The organism is Neomicrococcus aestuarii, assembly GCF_014201135.1.
Lineage (GTDB): Bacteria > Actinomycetota > Actinomycetes > Actinomycetales > Micrococcaceae > Neomicrococcus > Neomicrococcus aestuarii.
On sequence record NZ_JACHDR010000001.1, the window covers coordinates 149,097 to 166,028 of the forward strand.

A 16,932-nucleotide genomic window follows, 5' to 3' on the forward strand; every position below is an offset into this window, starting at 1 on the left:
CTGGGAGTCGCAGGTTAGTCCGATACACTGAGGAAAGTCGTTAGGGGCTTCTGTTGGTCTCCTTCAAGGATCTCTAACGCCCAGCTGGTCCGTCTGAGGGGGATGAACTTTTGGCGACTTGCGCGCATGCTTCGCTCAGCGCCGTTGTGCCGCACTACGGTGATCCATCCGAGGTTCAAAACCTTGTAGGAACGCTTCTTCGTGATGCCGCGGGGTGTCTTCGCGAAGTGATTGTGGTGGATGATTCTTCGCCGACGCCCTTCCCGGAATCTTGGCAGCCAACACATCAGTCCTCAGCCGTTTTCACGGTCATTCGCCGGCCTCAAAACGGTGGCTTCGGCGCTGCGGTCAACACCGGTCTGGAAGCTACCAAAACCGACCTCGCCATCATCCTGAACAGCGATCTTATGCTGCCGCAGAACTTCATCGAAGATCTCCAGGATGCTGCAGCACCGTGGCATCCGGCCGTCATGAGCCCGGAAGTTACAGGTCTTGACGGATCCACTCAATGGACCGCTCGGCATTTCCCCACGGTGACCCATCAGGTCGTTGAATGGCTGAGCCCGTTGGCTCGCTTCCGTCAGCACACGCTGTTGCATGAGGCCGTCGGTCATGACACTCGTGCAGTGGAAGGAAAAGTTATCCCCGTGGATTGGGTCTTCGGCGCAGCTATGCTCCTCCCCGTCAAGGAAGTCCGCACCATAGGCGGTTTCGACGAGAGCTTCTTCATGAACGCCGAAGAGGTGGACCTCCAACGTCGCTTGCGTGACATTGGCGTGCCATCGATTTATCTGGGTACCGTGAACGTGGCCCACGTGGGTGGTGGCTCCAGCGATCCAGAGCGTCGTCGTCGTTGGCTCGTTGAGTCCCGCCACCGCTACGCACAGAAGTGGGGCAACCCCAACGTCCTCAAGGGCGCCCTGACTGCCGCATCCTTCACAAATTTTGCCGTCAATGCCGTTCGCAAGAAGCTGGGTAGGGATATCGATTCTCAGGCGGTACTCCGCCAAGAATTGAGCTACTTGAAGGACCAGAAGACAGTGAACAAGTCCGTGCGCGGTGTCAATGGCCACTAGAGCAATCGCCGAGCACAAGGGCACTTTGCTCTTGGTGACTCCCACGTTTCACGGTTACTACCGGTCCATCGCGAACGCTCTAGAGCAGCGCGGCTACAGTGTGGTCTCACATCGCTATGACGCGTTCGATTCGTTGCAAGCGAAGCTTCGCAATAAGTTGCTCCACGAACTTCCGGCCAAAGTCGGTATGGACCACTTGTCCAAAGCTGAGGACTGGTCCACCAGGCGAGCGCTTCAAGCTCTCAAAGACGTCAATCCCGATTTCCTTGTAATCATCAAGGGTGATGCGCTCGGTGATGACTTCTGGACCGAAGTGGAGAAGCGCCAGCTCCCACGCATCCTCTGGCTGTACGACGACCTCAAGCGACACTCCTACAGCATTGACTTCCTCAAGAACATTGGGCCGGTCATCAGCTATAGCAAGGATGAGACGAACCAGCTCACGGCGCTTGGCGTCAACGCTTCCTACCTTCCCAACGCCTTTGATCCGAATCTTGCCGAGCCGCCCACGCAGCGTCGTCAAGAAATCGTGTTCGTCGGTGCCCGCTATGACAATCGCCAGCTTCTCCTCGAAACGCTCCGCGACTCCGGTGTCCCAGTCCGTGCCTACGGCCGGCAATGGTCCCACCTCGCGATCGACAAGCTGCGCACCTGGGAGCTGAGCAGGCCGCAGATTCCCGCCGAGCGAGACATTCCGCTCGCGGACGCCTACCAAGTACAAGCCATCGCCGCAGCGGCCATCAACGTGCACGGCTTACAAGCCGGCCTAGCGATGCGCACCTTTGAAGTTCCCGGAATGGGCGGACTTCAGCTGGTAGACCGGCCCGATGTGGATCGTTTCTACGACATCGGCACAGAAGTGTTGCTCTTCCAATCCGCTGAAGAACTCGTGGAACTCTCGCGCCGCGCTTTGAAGGACCAGAAATGGGCCGAAGGCATTCGTGCGGCCGGGCGCAAACGCACGCTCGCTGAGCACACTTTCGTGCACCGCATCGAAGATCTTGACCGGAGGTGGGAATGAGCGGCCTCTTCCATCCCCAAAACATCGACGAGTGGACGCGCTGGCAAGCCGCCCAAAAGTCGGCTCCACGCCGGTTGATCTCATCCCTCCGTGGCATGCGCACGCCGGACGCTTCGTCACCACAGCTCAACCTCTCCGTCAGAGGAGAGGGCCCGAGTGTTCTGGTGGCGCTCGAAGCCACGACGCCCACGCAGATCGCCTCCCTCATTCGACCGCTCGAGTTCCTCTCAGGAGAATCCCTCGCGGTGCTGTCACTGGGCGATCCCGGAACGCTGCCGGGCGAGGGTTGGGTTTCACGGAATTTTGAGGACGACGACGCAGCTCGCCTCGGCGAATCACTCACGGACATCCTGGCCGTAGGGCATTACCTTCCAGCAGGTCGAACAGCCCTAGAGCTTGCCGAACGCTTCGGTATTCGATTCAAGGTGATCCAGCACGGACTTTTGGCGCCTCAAGCTCCGCCACTACCAGCAGGTGCACACCTACTAGCATTCAGCGACGCCGACGCCGCTTTTTGGAGCGAAGGCGCCCACTCTGACATCACCTACGAGGTTGTCGGGTCCCAGCTCTTGTGGCAAGCGGCGCAGCAACCGGCTGATGCTGAAGTGGCCGCCACCAAGCGACCTGTTTTCCTGGGCCAGCTCCACGGTGCCGAGTTACCCCGGACCGGTTTTGCTTCTGCTGCGGCACGATTCTGTTTTGAAACGAAAGCCACGTACCGCCCACACCCGGCTGAGAAGGACAAGCTTTCGCTGATTCAGCATGCGCTGTGGGAGCGTCAGGGTATTCCGATCGATCGTTTTGGCGCTCCGCTCAGCACTTTGGATCGACCAGTAGCTTCTGTGTTTTCCACCGGTGTTGTAGAAGCGGCTGTCCGCGGTTTGCCCGCGTGGGTGACGTATTACAAGCCGCCGGTTTGGCTTGAAGAATTTTGGGAGCGCTACGGCCTGAGCAGATGGAAGGGCATTGATTCGGCGCCTACTCCGGTGCCTGCCATGCCGGTGCAGGAGCCAGCGCAAACCATTGCGAACATTGTGAGGACTCAATCGTGAACATCTTGTGCGTCATCCCCGTACGCGGAGGATCCAAGGGCATTCCACGAAAAAACGTCCGCGATCTTGGCGGCAAACCACTCATGGCTTGGACCGTAGAACAAGCAGTTTCCGCGAAAGCCGGACTGGACGTCGTCGTGTCCACTGACGATCCAGAAATGGCCGACGTCGCTCGCAGCTACGGGGCGGACGTCCCGTTCATGCGCCCAGCGGAACTGGCCGAGGACACGACCGCTACCGAACCAGTAGTGGCCCACGCCATCAACTTCAGGATTGCTCAGGGACGCACGCCGGACGCCGTCGTACTCCTTCAGGTCACTTCACCGCTGCGGCACCCAGATACTCTGGACCGCGCTGTTCAGCAATTTTTTGACACCGGCGTGGATTCGCTGGTTGGCGTAGTGCCCACTCCGCCATTCCTCTGGCGGCTGGGTGATGACGCCGCGGGCACGCCTGTTTCGGCCGAGTATGACTTTGAACGGCGGCCTCGACGCCAAGAACTCACGCCGCAACAGATTCCGTACCGCGAAAACGGATCGCTCTATGTGTCACGCCCAGAGTTGTATCTTGAACATAACAACCGTTTGGGCGGAAAGATTGGCTTGTTTATCCTCGACGAACTCGAGGGTGTAGACATTGACACAGAACTTGATTTTGCACTTGCACAGCAGCAATTGGCTGCGTTGGGGAAAGGACTCTAAACTCCCATGATCATTGAACGGCAGATCGCCCCCTACGTAGTGTTTTCCGAAGATCCCATCCTGAACGGTCTTCGAAAGATCAGCGCTAACAAAGAGCGGATCGTCTTTTGTGTAGACGCCCACGGCATCCTTCAGGGCGCACTGAGCGATGGCGACTTCCGCCGTTGGATCGTGGAGAACCCCGAGGCTGACCTCGAGACAAGCTGCCTCAGCGTCGCAAATAAGAACGCAACCTCTGCGCCCATAGAAACGCCAGCGAGTGAACTGGGCTCCCTCATGGGTCCCGGCATTACACACTTGCCACTCGTGGACGACCGCGGACACTTAGTTGCCATCGCCATCAATCGGTCTGACGTACTGCGCATCGGCAAGCATGAGATCGGCGAAGGCAACCCGGCGTTCATCATCGCTGAAATCGGCAACAACCATAACGGTTCCGTCGAGCTCGCCAAGCAGCTGGTGGATCTTGCCGTGGACGCCGGCGCCGATGCCGTGAAATTCCAGCTACGCGACATGGATTCGCTCTACCGCCAATCCGGCGGAAGCACGGCCGGCGAAGATTTGGGTGCGCAATACACCTTGGATCTCCTGTCCAAGTTCTCTCTTCCAGCTGAGTCCTTGTTTGAGGTGTTCGATCACTGCCGCGAGCGGGGTATCACCGTCATGTGCACCCCCTGGGATTCGAAATCCGTCAACGACCTAGCTGATTACGGAATCCCCGGGCTCAAGATCGCCTCAGCTGACCTGACCAATCACGAGTTATTGCGCGACGCCGCTTCCCGTGGACTGCCGCTCATCATGAGTACCGGTATGTCCCGAGAGGACGAGATCAAAGAATCTGCCGAGTTAGTCCGATCCCTCGGCGCGCAGTTCGCTTTGTTGCACTGCCAGTCCACGTACCCAGCGCCGTTCAAAGACGTGAACCTGGCCTACATGGATCGCCTCGAAGAAATCGGCGATTGCGTAGTGGGCTACTCAGGGCACGAGCGTGGCATCCACGTTCCCGTGGCTGCCGTGGCCCGTGGAGCCAAGATCGTGGAGAAGCACTTCACCATTGACCAGTCTATGGAAGGCAACGACCACAAGGTGTCTTTGCTCCCGGACGAGTTCAAGCAAATGGTGCAGAACATTCGTGAAGTGGAAGAGGCCATCGGCCAGCGCAACGCTCGCGTTGTCTCCACGGGCGAAATGATGAACCGGGTGAACCTAGCAAAGTCCCTCGTGGCCGCTCGCGAACTCGCCGTAGGCGAAGTGCTCACCGAAGCCGATGTTGCCGTGAAGAGCCCGGGCCGCGGACTGCAGCCCAATGCGCTTCCAAGGCTTGTTGGCCGGACCGTGCACCGCGCCATGGCTGAAGGTGACTTCTTCTTCCAGGGAGACCTGACGGACTCGGTGCCGCAAGGACGTCAGTTCGAATTCAACCGCCCGTGGGGACTGCCCGTTCGCTACCACGATCATGCCGCCCTCATTGAGGACTGCACCCCAGACTTCCTCGAGTTCCATTTCTCCTACAAGGACCTCGATGTAGACATGGATAGCTTCTTCACGAAGCCACTCGAGATGGGGTTCACCACCCATTTGCCGGACTTGTTCGCAGGTGACTTCTTGGTGGACTTGGCGTCTATGGATCGAGATCACTGGGAGCGTTCCATCGCCGAAGTGCAACGCACCATTGACATCACGAGGGATCTGAAGCGTTGGTTCACCAAGGATGAGGACCCCATCATGGTGGTCACCATGGGTGGTTTCACCACGGATCGTCACATCACGCCGGCCGAGCGTTTACCAAAGTACGAACGTATCGCCGAGGCACTCGAGAAGCTTGATACCTCTGGTGTCCGCATTGCTGCCCAGACCCTGCCGCCGTTCCCGTGGCTCATGGGCGGCCAGCAGTACCACAACCTGTTCTTGGACCCCAAGGACACCGCAGAGTTCGCTGTCCAAACGGACACGAAGCTGTGCCTGGATATCTCACACACCAAGCTTGCCGCCACCTTCTTAAACGTACCGTTCTCTGAAGCCGTGGAGTTGTTAGCTCCTGAGACCATTCACTTGCACTTGGTTGACGCCACTGGCGTTGATGGTGAAGGCGTTCAGGTAGGGGAGGGCGACGTGGACTGGCCAGTACTTGTCGAACAGCTTGATCGCCTCGCACCTAACGTGAGCTTTATTCCTGAGATTTGGCAGGGTCACGTCAACAACGGTGAAGGCTTCTGGACAGCTCTGGACCGCCTGGAGAAATGGCTATGAGTACCGACGCTCGTCCCATCGCGCTCTGGGTGATCCCGGTTGCTGATCTAGGGGGAGTAGCCCGACACGTGTTGGACGTGTTCAATGTAGGCATGAAGGACTACCGGTTGGTGCTCTTCTGCCCAGAAGGTTTGTTGGCAGAACGGGTGCGTGCCATGGGCGGCGCGGTTATTGCGGCGGACTTCGGTCCGGACTTTGGCTACGTGAAGTCACTGAGAAGCCTCGACGCGACCATTCGAGCACTGAAGCCGGCGATTGTTCACTCGCATCTCGCGTATGCGGATTTCATCGCCGCGGCCGTTGTTATGCGCTATCCACGAGTGAGTCTCGTGAGCACCGAGCATGGGATTGCAGGCGACGACGAAATTTATCACTCTAACACGGTTAAAGCTGGTGTTCGCGCGACTCTTCACCATGCGCGCCTGCGACGGAACGACGCACTTATTGCTGTTTCGGAATCAACCAAGAACGAAATGCGCAAGAAGTGGAAAGTTTCTAACGATATTCACGTGATTCCAAACGGCGTTGATCGAGTGGATTTTGAACCGCTCGTCCGCACAGAGAGCCTGCGTGTTCTTTCGCTCTCCCGATTGGCGCCTGAAAAGAGAATTGATCAGCTCATCCTGGCCTTTAAGCAACTGCATGATGAGCGTCCGGATGCCACTCTAACTATCGCTGGTACCGGTCCTGAAAAAGATAATTTGCAGCGACTCGTGGATCGTGAGGGTCTCGCTTCGTTTGTTGAATTTCCAGGATTTGTGGACGCCGATATGGCAATGAAAGAGCACGAGGTTTTAGTCCAGCTTTCTTCTTGGGAAAACTGCTCTTATACGTTATTGGACGCCGTCAATAACGGTCTTGGCGTTGTAGCTACTCCCGTTGGCGGCAATCCGGAGATCCTTGACAAAAAGTTTCTTGCGGGAGCTGATGATCCGCAACGAATCTCGGATCTCATTTCCGGTCAGGCGATCCACCTAGAGAAGCGACCTCGTCTTGCTTTGTCTTGGCCCAGCAAGGCCAGCATGACAGCAAAGATTGAGGAGGTTTACAGTGTCGTCCTATAATTCACAACCGCGGGTAATCCATTCAAATCAGGTGGCGAGCTCTATCGGCGACCGAATTCATCGAGTCCGGTCTGTTGATATTTTCAGCAAGCGCCGAAGTAGCTGGTTTATTGATGCTTTGCTATTTGCCTTCTTTATGGCGGAGGCAGTGTCGCTTCCTAGCCCCCTAAACATTCCTGCTCCAGAAGTCGCCATGATCATACTTATCGCGCTTTCTGTGTTTCGGGCTCCCCGAATACAAAACGTTCGGATGACGGGATATTTCCTTGGACTTTCCCTGCTTGTTCTATATCTCTTTATAGAATCCGAAGCGAACGATGTTGACTGGAGCCGGCGTCTAGTTCGTATCGTATTGCTGGGCATATTCGTCTGGACAGTGGGCACGGGAAGAGTTGACGTTAGAAGCGGGCTTTTCGGGCTCCTCATCGCGCTTGTTGTTAATATTCCTTTGTACTACCTGGGTATAGCGCCAGACTTATACGAAGGGTTCTTGACTGGATACTTGGGCGATAAGAACGTTGCCGGGCTTTTTTACGCGCTCATACCCATTTTGCTCTTGGCCTTCGTGAAAGGTACGTGGCCGCGACGGCTACTTGTTGTTTTCGCGATCGGTGCCACACTATTGACTGGTTCGCGTACGTCGCTCGGTGCTATTGCATGTGCACTGCTGTGGCTTCTCTTCGCCCGCAAGCTTGGTCTGGTTTGGAGAGGTCTTCTTGCGCTGGGGCTTATTAATCTTCTGAATTACCTTGAGACAAACTATGCACAGGCGTGGATTTTTGAGGACAGGACCGGAACAGACTCGCTACGAGCCCGAATCGATGAGGCCGCACTCGAAATGGTTAATGGGATCCCCTGGTACGGTAACGGACTTGGCACAGCTGTAGTCCAGCTGGAAGATCGATACTTCTTCTTTCATAACGCGTACTGGGGGCTAATCGTCGAAGGCGGCTGGGTTTTTCTGGCCGCGGTCCTTGCGGTATTTATCTGGGTGGGCTTGAATCCGTTGAGGGGAACGCGCCCCCCTCAATACGTTGTAGCGATTGAAGCAGCAATAATTGTCCTCCTCACGTGCGCTACTCGTCTCGGAGAAGTTTTCATCACAGTCCCTGCTGCCATCGTTCTGGGATGTGCGTTTGCCGCTCAGACTCTTGAGCGTTCCCGGGGGTCAAGAGTTCAGACGGAACCAAAGTGGTGAGCGTCAGCCAAGAGAGACTTTTTATCGCTGCTAACAATGGTGATATTGGCGGGGGCGAAGTCATGTTGCTTGCAATCGCCGAGGCCGCGCGTGCCTTAGGTAAGAGCATTGTTATTGTGGCACCGTCTGCCCCTGAGTCCTTGCTACTTGAGGCTCGTAAGCGTGGTTTTGAAACAGTCGAAATTCCTGCCAAATCTCGCCAGAGATACTTGTTTGGACTGAGAAAGTGGCGTAAAAAAACTGGAACGCAGTCGCTATTGTGGTGCAATGGGCTGCTCCCTGCAGCTGCTACTGGTGGGATGAAGCATCGAATTGTTCATTTGCACCAATTACCGACAGGTAAATTGAAAGCTGCTTGGGCCTTTGCTAGACGCTCTGCATCCGTAGTTCTTGTGCCGTCAGCGCATATGAAAAGGGAGATCTCGAATGCGGTTCTGTTTTCGAACTGGAGCGACGAGATTAGGGTATTAGACGAAGCAACTGATTTTTCTGGACACGATGTTCGCATCGGATTTATTGGTCGGTTTTCCTCGGACAAGGGTTTGCCAATATTGATTGATGCGTTGAACCTCGCCGCTCGAAAGTCGGACGTGACTTTGCGTCTGGTTTTGGCAGGAGGGCCAAAGTTCGTTGACATTGATGACCAACGGCGAATCGTCGAAGCGATTGAGGATTCTGAAGTGCCCGTGGATCTCTTAGGCTGGGTTAGACCAGAACAATTCTTCGCCAAGATCGATATAGCGGTAGTTCCTTCAGTCTGGGCAGAGCCATTTGGCTTAGTAGCGACTGAAGCAATGTCCGCACGAGTGCCGCTGGTGGTTAGCGATGCGGGAGCGTTGCCCGAAATCGTTGGCTCCGAATACCCATGGATCGCAGAAGCAGGTGACACAGAATCTCTCGCAGAAACCATATTGAACGTCATCCGTTGTCCTGAATCGAAAAAAGTAGCTGTTGTTCAGTCAGCCTTTGAACGATGGGACTTGCTGTACTCACCAAAAGCTGGACGGGAATCTGTCAAGAAGCTTTTACGCACCATTGAAGGAAAGTGATTTTCTTTGGGAATCGCAGCGTCTGTGATTGTTCCAACTCGTGGAGGTCGGTCTCGATTGCCGCGACTGGTTCGCGCGTTCTCTCGACAAGACCGTGATGACTTTGAAGTCATTTTTGTGATTGACGGTGATATTGATGGATCGGCCGAATACCTGAGGTCTTCTACTGTTAGGGATATTCTTCCTGCGGGCAAAGTTATCGAATTTCCTGAGAACCAGGGGAGATCGGCGGCCCTTAACGCCGGGCATCGAGAAGCTAGCGGAACTATTCTTATCCGCTGCGATGACGATCTAGAACCGAACCTGAATTTCATTAATGAGCACGTCAAAGCACACAATGGAGATGTTTGTGGTGTCGTCGGACTCACAACGAACGTGTACCCAGAAACGCCTTTTGCTCGAGTTTATGGGGAGGATGCTGATCGCAATTTTATTGAAGCTGCGCTTAAGACTGATTCTTCCTCTACCTGGCGATATTGGGCGGCGAACGTTTCTATGCCGAGGGAAATATGGAACATAGTAGGACCGTACGACCTCAACTACAGAAAATATGGTTGGGAAGACGTTGATTACGGCTATCGAATTCATGAAGCTGGATTCCCAATACTAATCGCTCCTACTCTCCTAACCATTCATCACGCTGGCGCAACTACAACGAGATCGCGCGCACTCCGTGCTCTGCATTCAGGCGCTGCACGTGAAATCTTCTTGAAACGGCACGGTGAACACGTCTTGGCATCAGGGCAAAGCAGAAGCCTATGGAATTCAGCCGTCGAAATTGTGGGTCGAGTCGGTACTGAAAAGGTGATCGGTGGAGCCGCTAGTTTAACTGATCGGTTACTTCCTCTTGTGCCGAAAAAGATTGGACGGAAGCTTGTTGCCCTGTTAGTAGAAGGTGCGGGGCTGTCCGGCATTCGATCTCCAAATCGAGCTACATCGACATTCTGAGCGTAGGAGATATTTAGTGGATTCAACGTCGGATAAGAGACTCAAAATTGCGATTGCACACGATTATCTCACTCAACGGGGAGGGGCTGAAAGGGTAGTCTTATCGATGTATAGGGCGTTCCCAGAAGCACGGATCTATACAACCTTGTACAGTCCCGAAGATACTTTTCCAGACTTTCGTGGTGCAGAAATTGTTGTCTCTCCGTTGAACCGAGTGTCGCATTTTCGCAAAGACCACAGAACTGCACTTCCATTCCTGGCACCGGTTGCCTCAGGCATGAAAATTGATGCCGACATCGTCCTTACGTCCTCCTCAGGCTGGGCTCACGGATTCAAAACAAGCGGCACACAAGTTGTTTACTGCCACACTCCAGCGCGCTGGTTGTACTTGACCGATGACTACCTTGGTAATAAGGGAGGTCTATCGGTAAAGCAAATAGCTCTTGGTCTACTGACGCCTGCACTTAAGCGATGGGACCAGAAAGCCGCCCGCCGCGCAAAAAACTACATTGCGAACTCGACGGTTGTTCAAGACAGAATTCGTAGAGTTTATGGAGTGGAAGCGCCTATAGTCTTCCCGCCTCACAGCCTCGATATTTCTGGAGACCGAGAATCATTCCCGGAACTGGACGAACTCTCAACCGAGCCATATTTACTAGTCGTTGCACGGCTGATGAAATACAAAAACGTGGATCAAGTGATGCTAGCGGCGAGGCAGCTAGATTTGCCACTCCTTGTGGTGGGCGATGGTCCGGAAAAGGCGGAGTTGCAAAGGCTAGAAGGTGAGAGAATTCGAATCGTGAGCGGCTTGTCGGACGGCCAGCTACGGGCCGCGTATGCGGGAGCGGGTGCCCTGATAGCGGCCAGCTATGAAGATTTCGGTATCACTCCACTTGAAGCGGCGGCCTGGGGCCTTCCTACCCTTGCTCTTCGTGGGGGAGGATACTTGGATACGGTAATTGAGGGTAAAACCGGGCTATTCTTCGAAAGCGCGCGGGCTGATCTAATTGCGAAAACAGTGCAAAGAGCGCGGGATATGGAATGGAACGCGGAGTTGATCCAGAATCATGCAGACAAGTTCTCAGAAGCCCGTTTTCACCGTGAGATCAAGGAACAAATAGAGAAATTTACGGGCTTTGCAGCGGCCACTTAGAAGCTAGTGGCTCACGTCAAGTAGGCCGTGGCTCGCTAGTGTTTCGAGGGTTGACTTCACCTCATTGAATACTTCGGTGGCTGACAACTCATAGTTGCTCGCAACAGCTGCAACGATACTGTCCAGAGCTTGGTATGAATCTGAAAGTGTTCCCCAAATGCTCGCGCTAGTTTGGATGAGGACGGCCTCCGAATTGCCAGGCTGTGAGCAAACCACGGCTTCTTCGTGATTCTCGTTAACAAACCAATCAAAGCAAGTAGCGTCAGAAATCTTGTAGTTGAGGTAGCTCATCTCAGTACCTATTCTTGCGATGTTTGTTCCAAGCGTGAAAGGACTCGACCACTCGAGTCTTGAACTCGACCACATAATCCGTCCAGCGAGGCTGTCTCTCGAGGCGCATTCTCAAATGGTCCCGATTCGCGACAAGTGCGCTTGCGAGAATTTTCGCTTTGGGAAACAGACCGTTGGCGGCGGAGATACGCCCCTCAAGTAGAGCAAGTCGATCTTCGCCTTTTGATAATGCTTGCCACAATCGAAAATCGTTCGAGGATTCGATGCTCGTTGGGATTTCGTCTTGCGAGGCTACAGCAAAGGGCGTTTGAGCGCTCATCTGGACTGCCCGTTCGGCAACCTGTGGCCAATTATCGCCAAGCCTTCGCTTGAGATACTCGACATCCGAAGTGCCTCGGGACGGGTCACGAGCCGCATGAATGGCAATGAGGAGGGCGTGATCGATTTGATCCGGCACATTACAGCTCTGGTTACTTATGAACTTTAGGGAGCGGCGGTTCCATAAATCAGTGAAGGCTAGCTCTGGGTCAAGGTTTATCCCGGGGAAAGAACGATGGACATCAACGTATCCCCAGACTGTGTGCCACAGCGCCGTCGCGTGCTGAAAGATGGAACCTGACTCAAAAGTCGTGACGGTTTTCCACCCATTTGCAGTGAGTAATGAGACCAACAATTTTGCCTGGGTAGGACGCACGAGAATGTCCGCATCTGAACTGGTTCTATTCGGGCGGTAGAAACCATCAGGAGCCGAGTAGCCCTTGATGTGCAAAACGTCGATTCCGTTTTCGCGGCAGATGACAGCGATGAGGGCGTGAGTCATCCGCACTCGAACTTCGAGGGGGAGCGGGACGATGTCTTTTTGTCTCTCAGCCAAGGTGAATGCTGTTCTCGCTCTCGAGCAGTTCCAACAAGTAGGTGCCATAGCCGCTCTTAATTAGAGCTTGAGCTCGTTCCTTGAGTTCTTCGTTACCGAGGAATCCTTGGCGCCAAGCCACCTCTTCGGGTGCGCCAATCTTCAATCCTTGGCGGTGCTCGATAGTGCGGATGAAGTTGGATGCGTCGTTGAGATCATCGATGGTTCCAGTGTCCAGCCATGCTGTGCCACGCGGGAACACAGTGACGTTCAGTTTGCCGCGCTCTAGATAAGCACGGTTTACGTCGGTAATTTCCAGTTCTCCGCGGGGAGATGGCTTGAGGGATTTGGCAATCTCAACGACGTCATTGTCGTAGAAATAGAGTCCCGGAACGGCGTAGTTGCTCTTCGGCTCGGCAGGTTTCTCTTCGAGAGAGATAGCCTTGCCGGCCTCATCAAACTCCACAACGCCGTACGCCTTCGGGTTCTTGACCCAATAGCCAAAGATCGCGGCGCCGTCGATGTGGACGTTTTGCTTGAGCTGGGTACCCATTCCTGGGCCGTAGAACACGTTGTCGCCCAAGACGAGTGCTACCTTGTCCTCGCCGATGAATTCTGCACCCAAGATGAACGCTTGCGCCAGACCGTCGGGGGAGGGCTGCTGGACATAGGAAAGGGAAACGCCAAACTGAGATCCGTCACCTAGAAGCCGCTGAAATTGCTCGGCGTCGTGAGGGGTAGTGATGATGAGAATCTCGCGAATCCCGGCCAACAACAAGGTGGAGAGCGGGTAGTAGATCATGGGCTTGTCATACACAGGGACTAACTGCTTCGAAATGCCCTGAGTAATTGGATGCAACCGAGTGCCGGAACCGCCAGCGAGAATAATGCCCTTCATGACTTCATCCTAATTCGAGTGTAATTAAACGCGAAAAGGACTGGCGGTCGTCACCTAATGGTTACGACCGCCAGTCCTTTTAATGACTTAGAAAGTCATAGAGAAACTCACGTACTTACTGCACTGGACGAGGAGTTCCGCCTTCAGACGCCCAATCCGAACCAATCTGGTCATCCTTGGCTGGATCAGAGATGACGTCATCCTCGACAGGAATGTCCTTGGATTCCGAGCTCTGCGAGCCAACCTTGTTCTTGACCTGCTCAGTGACCTTAGAAGCTGCCGAGGATACGGCCGCGCTAACTTCCGGTGCCTTGTCCTTGACCTTCTCGCCGAGCTCGTGAATCTTCTGCTGCGTCTGCGGGTCCTCCCACATCTGCTTAGCCTTAGACTTCATGCTCTCGTAGGACTCGCGGCCCTGCCGCGTGCCAAAGACGTATCCAGCTACTGCACCTGCAATGAACGTAAAGAGTCGCATGCTTCCTCCAGTTGTACGAATCAGTGGTGTACTGCGTAACTTACAGTGTAAATACTACGTTGAGCTAGCCTGTGGAGCTAATTAGTGCTTGACCTGCTCCGAAGCGATAGCATCGCGGTACTCGGCGTCTACGGAAGCAAGCGCGGCGTTCTCGTTCGCGGTCTTGTCGGGGTGCGCATCGGAGCGGCCCAGAATGTGCTGGGGGACTGCAAACGCAATCACGGACAATCCGAGAACCAAGAAAGTTGGCCACCAAGCTGTGGCCAGGTTCCAGAATGAGGTCATGAAGATAGCCGCTGCGAAGATCACCAAGCAAACAATCAGGGTCAGGAAATTGCCCGCGAAGTTGCCCTGGCCCGAGTAGGCCTTGTTTTTGCCCTGTGAATACACTGTTCCTCCTGAAGGTACGACGAAATGAAGCCGAGAGACGGCTAGTACGAGCTTTCGCCCAATTCTCCTCTAACAATAGCAATTCCGGAACTAGCACCGAGCCTTGTTGCGCCGGCTTCGATCATGGCGAGGGCATCTTCGAGCGAACGAACACCACCCGAAGCTTTCACTCCCATGTCCGGCCCAACCGTTTTGCGCATCAGCGCAACGTCTTCGACAGTTGCGCCACCGCCACCAAAACCAGTGCTGGTCTTCACGAAGTCCGCGCCTGCTTCGACCGAGGCTTCACACGCGAGGACCTTGGCTTCTTCCGTCAGCATGGCGGTCTCAAAGATCACCTTGAGGATGGCGTCGCCTTCGTGAGCTGCGTTTGCGATGGCAGAAATATCGGCAACAAGTGCTTCGCGATCCCCGCGAAGGGCTGCGGCGATATCGATGACCATGTCAATTTCATTGGCGCCATCGGCGATAGCCTGCTTCGTCTCAAAAACCTTGACGGCCGTCGGAGTCGCGCCGAAAGGGAACCCGATGACCGAGCAAGTGAGTACCCCGGTTCCTGCAAGTGCTTCGCGAACAGTAGACACCCAGAGCGGATTCACGCACACGGACTTGAATTTGTATTCGCGGGCTTCGTCGCAGACCATCAAGATATCTTCGCGAGAAGCGTTTTGCTTGAGCAAAGTGTGGTCGATCATTTGCGCAAGCTCAGAAGCTGAGAGTTGTGATGCTTGAGAAGTTGTCATGTTCTAATCCTGTACTTGAATGGGGGAAGAGGGCTAAAGGCCGAGTGATTCGCTGACGTCCTCGCGAACGGCGGAGAGACGCTCCAGCGCCGTATGACGTTGCTCGTCCAAGGTTCCAGAACCATCGGCTTCAAGGTGAACTTCGAGGTAGCACTTGAGCTTGGGTTCAGTTCCAGATGGCCGCACGATGACGCGTGTGCCGTCTGCGGTCGAATACTTCATTCCGTCGGTGGATGGTAGCGCGCCACCTTCAGCCGATAAATCAATAACCGACTCTACGGGTGATCCTCCGAGGGACTCGGGAGGGTTGCTACGCAAGCGCCCCATCATGGCGCCCAGCAAATCGAGGGAGCTTACTCGAACTGACAACTGATCTGTGGAGCACAAGCCATACTTCAGATCAAGGTCATCGAGATCCTGCTGGAGGTTCTGCCCTAGTGCGTGACGCTGCGCAGCGATTTCGGCGATCAGAAGACCGGCGGAAATACCATCCTTGTCCCGGACTACGTCCGGTGCAACGCAGTACCCCAAGGCTTCCTCATATCCGAAGGTGAGATCGGGTACGCGAGAGATCCATTTGAATCCCGTGAGGGTTTCTTCGTGGGCAATTTCGTGCGCGGCAGCAATCGCGGCTAAGCGACGTGAGGACACAATCGAGTTGGCAAAGACCGCTTGGGACTTTGTGCCAGCTGTTTGGGCAATGTATTCGCCGAAAATTGAACCTAGTTCGTCGCCACGAAGCATTCGCCATCCTGGGACGCCGTTAATAGCAATGGCACAACGGTCTGCGTCCGGATCATTCGCGATGACCAGGGCCGCGTCCACCGACTCTGCGAGTGCCAGTGCCATGTCGATGGCTCCGGCTTCTTCCGGGTTGGGGAAAGAAACGGTGGGGAAGTCGGGATCCGGTTGTGCCTGTTCTGCAACCACGTGAATGTTTGTAAAGCCCGCAGCGCGCAGCACATTCTCCATGGTGCGCCCACCCACTCCGTGCAGGGGAGTGAGAACTATTGGCAAGGACTTGTCCGTCGCCTCATCCGTCACGAGCTCAGCAACAGCGTCCGCAACGGCGGTTTCGTAAGCCGCGGCGACGTCGTCGTCCTCTCCCGCGTCCGGACGCACAGTCCATCCGGACTGGGCCAACGGGATTTCGGAAAGCGGTACCGAATAGTCAATCGCAGCGGCAATTTTCTGATCCAGCGGGGTCACGATTTGGGCGCCCTGGCCGCTATCCGCAACAACGCGGCCGCCGAGGTAGACCTTGTACCCGTTGTCCTGTGCGGGATTGTGGGACGCGGTTACCATGACGCCGCAGTCAGCGTCGAAGTGTCGGACGCTGAAGGCCAGCACGGGGGTCGGTAATGCGGAGGGCATCAGGAGCACTTCGAACCCGCGGGCGGTGAAGACCGAAGCAGATTCAAGTGCGAATTCGTAGGAATTGTGGCGAGCGTCGTAGCCTACGACGACGCGGGGTACATACGCGCCGGCAGCTTTGGTCGCGAGGAATTCAGCGAGTCCTGCCGCGGTGCGCCTGACGACGACCCGGTTCATCCGCATGGGACCAGCGCCGAGTGCGGCGCGAAGCCCGGCCGTTCCGAATTCGAGCGTCCCGCCGAAACGGTCTTCGAGTTCCTCGAGGGAAGACTCGGGGTCCTTCAGGCTCTCGATGAGGGTAGTGAGTTCATCCTGGGTCTGCGGGTCTGGATCTTCAGCAGCCCAGTGCCGCGCTCGCTCAAGGAGCGCATCGCGGGAGTTTCCGGAATTCATTTC

The 16,932-nt window shown here is 55.3% G+C and carries 17 protein-coding genes; 10 read left to right on the plus strand and 7 right to left on the minus strand.

Annotation, left to right across the window (positions count from 1 at the left end; translation table 11 throughout):
* The first annotated feature begins 110 nt into the window (after window positions 1-110).
* The 10 genes from HD598_RS00640 to HD598_RS13675 all read left to right on the plus strand — a co-directional run bounded on the left by HD598_RS00640 (window position 111) and on the right by HD598_RS13675 (window position 11,512).
* Window positions 111-1,076, plus strand: a complete 966-nt coding sequence (locus tag HD598_RS00640; RefSeq protein WP_183662959.1) for a glycosyltransferase family 2 protein — start codon at window positions 111-113, stop codon at window positions 1,074-1,076.
* A complete protein-coding gene (locus HD598_RS00645) occupies window positions 1,066-2,097 on the plus strand; it encodes a CgeB family protein (protein ID WP_183662962.1) in 1,032 nt (343 codons plus the stop codon). Before HD598_RS00640 ends, HD598_RS00645 begins: the two co-directional genes overlap by 11 nt.
* Window positions 2,094-3,149: an RNA-binding protein gene (locus HD598_RS00650; protein WP_183662965.1), complete on the plus strand. Its 1,056-nt coding sequence runs from the start codon at window positions 2,094-2,096 to the stop codon at window positions 3,147-3,149. Before HD598_RS00645 ends, HD598_RS00650 begins: the two co-directional genes overlap by 4 nt.
* Entirely contained in the window at window positions 3,146-3,850 is a 705-nt protein-coding gene (locus tag HD598_RS00655; RefSeq protein ID WP_183662969.1) for an acylneuraminate cytidylyltransferase family protein, read from the plus strand. Before HD598_RS00650 ends, HD598_RS00655 begins: the two co-directional genes overlap by 4 nt.
* Window positions 3,851-3,856: 6 nt before the next feature.
* Window positions 3,857-6,100: an N-acetylneuraminate synthase family protein gene (locus HD598_RS00660; RefSeq protein ID WP_183662972.1), complete on the plus strand. Its 2,244-nt coding sequence runs from the start codon at window positions 3,857-3,859 to the stop codon at window positions 6,098-6,100.
* Window positions 6,097-7,164, plus strand: a complete 1,068-nt coding sequence (locus HD598_RS00665; protein ID WP_260170450.1) for a glycosyltransferase family 4 protein — start codon at window positions 6,097-6,099, stop codon at window positions 7,162-7,164. The genes HD598_RS00660 and HD598_RS00665 overlap by 4 nt, the downstream gene beginning before the upstream one ends.
* A gap of 250 nt (window positions 7,165-7,414) precedes the next feature.
* The gene (locus HD598_RS00670) at window positions 7,415-8,362 is read left to right on the plus strand and encodes an O-antigen ligase family protein (RefSeq protein WP_183662978.1); all 948 of its coding nucleotides are present in this window, start codon (window positions 7,415-7,417) and stop codon (window positions 8,360-8,362) included.
* Complete coding sequence (locus HD598_RS13670) at window positions 8,359-9,411, plus strand: glycosyltransferase family 4 protein (RefSeq protein ID WP_183662981.1); 1,053 nt, start codon at window positions 8,359-8,361, stop codon at window positions 9,409-9,411. The genes HD598_RS00670 and HD598_RS13670 overlap by 4 nt, the downstream gene beginning before the upstream one ends.
* A gap of 24 nt (window positions 9,412-9,435) precedes the next feature.
* Complete coding sequence (locus HD598_RS00680; RefSeq protein ID WP_311539044.1) at window positions 9,436-10,359, plus strand: glycosyltransferase family 2 protein; 924 nt, start codon at window positions 9,436-9,438, stop codon at window positions 10,357-10,359.
* Window positions 10,360-10,375: 16 nt separating this feature from the next.
* On the plus strand, window positions 10,376-11,512 hold the full coding sequence (locus tag HD598_RS13675; RefSeq protein ID WP_311538902.1) for a glycosyltransferase: 1,137 nt from the start codon (window positions 10,376-10,378) through the stop codon (window positions 11,510-11,512).
* Window positions 11,513-11,515: 3 nt separating this feature from the next.
* Here the strand turns inward: HD598_RS13675 and HD598_RS00690 are convergent, their stop codons facing one another.
* The 7 genes from HD598_RS00690 to HD598_RS00720 form a co-directional block, all read right to left on the minus strand.
* Window positions 11,516-11,803, minus strand: coding sequence for a PqqD family protein (locus HD598_RS00690; RefSeq protein WP_183662993.1), 288 nt, complete (start codon window positions 11,801-11,803; stop codon window positions 11,516-11,518).
* 1 nt (window position 11,804) lies between these two features.
* Window positions 11,805-12,677 (minus strand): nucleotidyltransferase family protein, encoded by an 873-nt coding sequence (locus HD598_RS00695; RefSeq protein WP_183662995.1) that lies wholly within the window; start codon window positions 12,675-12,677, stop codon window positions 11,805-11,807.
* On the minus strand, window positions 12,670-13,554 hold the full coding sequence (gene rfbA / locus HD598_RS00700) for a glucose-1-phosphate thymidylyltransferase RfbA (protein ID WP_183662997.1): 885 nt from the start codon (window positions 13,552-13,554) through the stop codon (window positions 12,670-12,672). The genes HD598_RS00695 and rfbA overlap by 8 nt, the downstream gene beginning before the upstream one ends.
* A 115-nt stretch (window positions 13,555-13,669) precedes the next feature.
* Window positions 13,670-14,029: a YtxH domain-containing protein gene (locus HD598_RS00705; protein WP_183663000.1), complete on the minus strand. Its 360-nt coding sequence runs from the start codon at window positions 14,027-14,029 to the stop codon at window positions 13,670-13,672.
* Between the two features lie 81 nt (window positions 14,030-14,110).
* On the minus strand, window positions 14,111-14,419 hold the full coding sequence (locus HD598_RS00710) for a hypothetical protein (RefSeq protein ID WP_183663003.1): 309 nt from the start codon (window positions 14,417-14,419) through the stop codon (window positions 14,111-14,113).
* Window positions 14,420-14,460: 41 nt separating this feature from the next.
* Complete coding sequence (gene deoC / locus HD598_RS00715; RefSeq protein WP_183663006.1) at window positions 14,461-15,162, minus strand: deoxyribose-phosphate aldolase; 702 nt, start codon at window positions 15,160-15,162, stop codon at window positions 14,461-14,463.
* A 33-nt stretch (window positions 15,163-15,195) separates the two neighbouring features.
* Window positions 15,196-16,929, minus strand: coding sequence for a phospho-sugar mutase (locus tag HD598_RS00720; RefSeq protein ID WP_183663009.1), 1,734 nt, complete (start codon window positions 16,927-16,929; stop codon window positions 15,196-15,198).
* Window positions 16,930-16,932 lie beyond the last annotated feature (3 nt).

What these genes read in the sequence shown, in the direction of transcription:
- HD598_RS00645 (WP_183662962.1), top strand. Translation starts at nt 1,066, where the DNA reads ATGGCCACTAGAGCAATCGCCGAGCACAAGGGCACTTTGCTCTTGGTG.
- HD598_RS00650 (WP_183662965.1), top strand. Translation starts at nt 2,094, where the DNA reads ATGAGCGGCCTCTTCCATCCCCAAAACATCGACGAGTGGACGCGCTGG.
- HD598_RS00660 (WP_183662972.1), top strand. Translation starts at nt 3,857, where the DNA reads ATGATCATTGAACGGCAGATCGCCCCCTACGTAGTGTTTTCCGAAGAT.
- HD598_RS00665 (WP_260170450.1), top strand. Translation starts at nt 6,097, where the DNA reads ATGAGTACCGACGCTCGTCCCATCGCGCTCTGGGTGATCCCGGTTGCT.
- HD598_RS00670 (WP_183662978.1), top strand. Translation starts at nt 7,415, where the DNA reads ATGACGGGATATTTCCTTGGACTTTCCCTGCTTGTTCTATATCTCTTT.
- HD598_RS00690 (WP_183662993.1), bottom strand. Translation starts at nt 11,803, where the DNA reads ATGAGCTACCTCAACTACAAGATTTCTGACGCTACTTGCTTTGATTGG.
- rfbA (WP_183662997.1), bottom strand. Translation starts at nt 13,554, where the DNA reads ATGAAGGGCATTATTCTCGCTGGCGGTTCCGGCACTCGGTTGCATCCA.
- HD598_RS00705 (WP_183663000.1), bottom strand. Translation starts at nt 14,029, where the DNA reads ATGCGACTCTTTACGTTCATTGCAGGTGCAGTAGCTGGATACGTCTTT.
- deoC (WP_183663006.1), bottom strand. Translation starts at nt 15,162, where the DNA reads ATGACAACTTCTCAAGCATCACAACTCTCAGCTTCTGAGCTTGCGCAA.
- HD598_RS00720 (WP_183663009.1), bottom strand. Translation starts at nt 16,929, where the DNA reads ATGAATTCCGGAAACTCCCGCGATGCGCTCCTTGAGCGAGCGCGGCAC.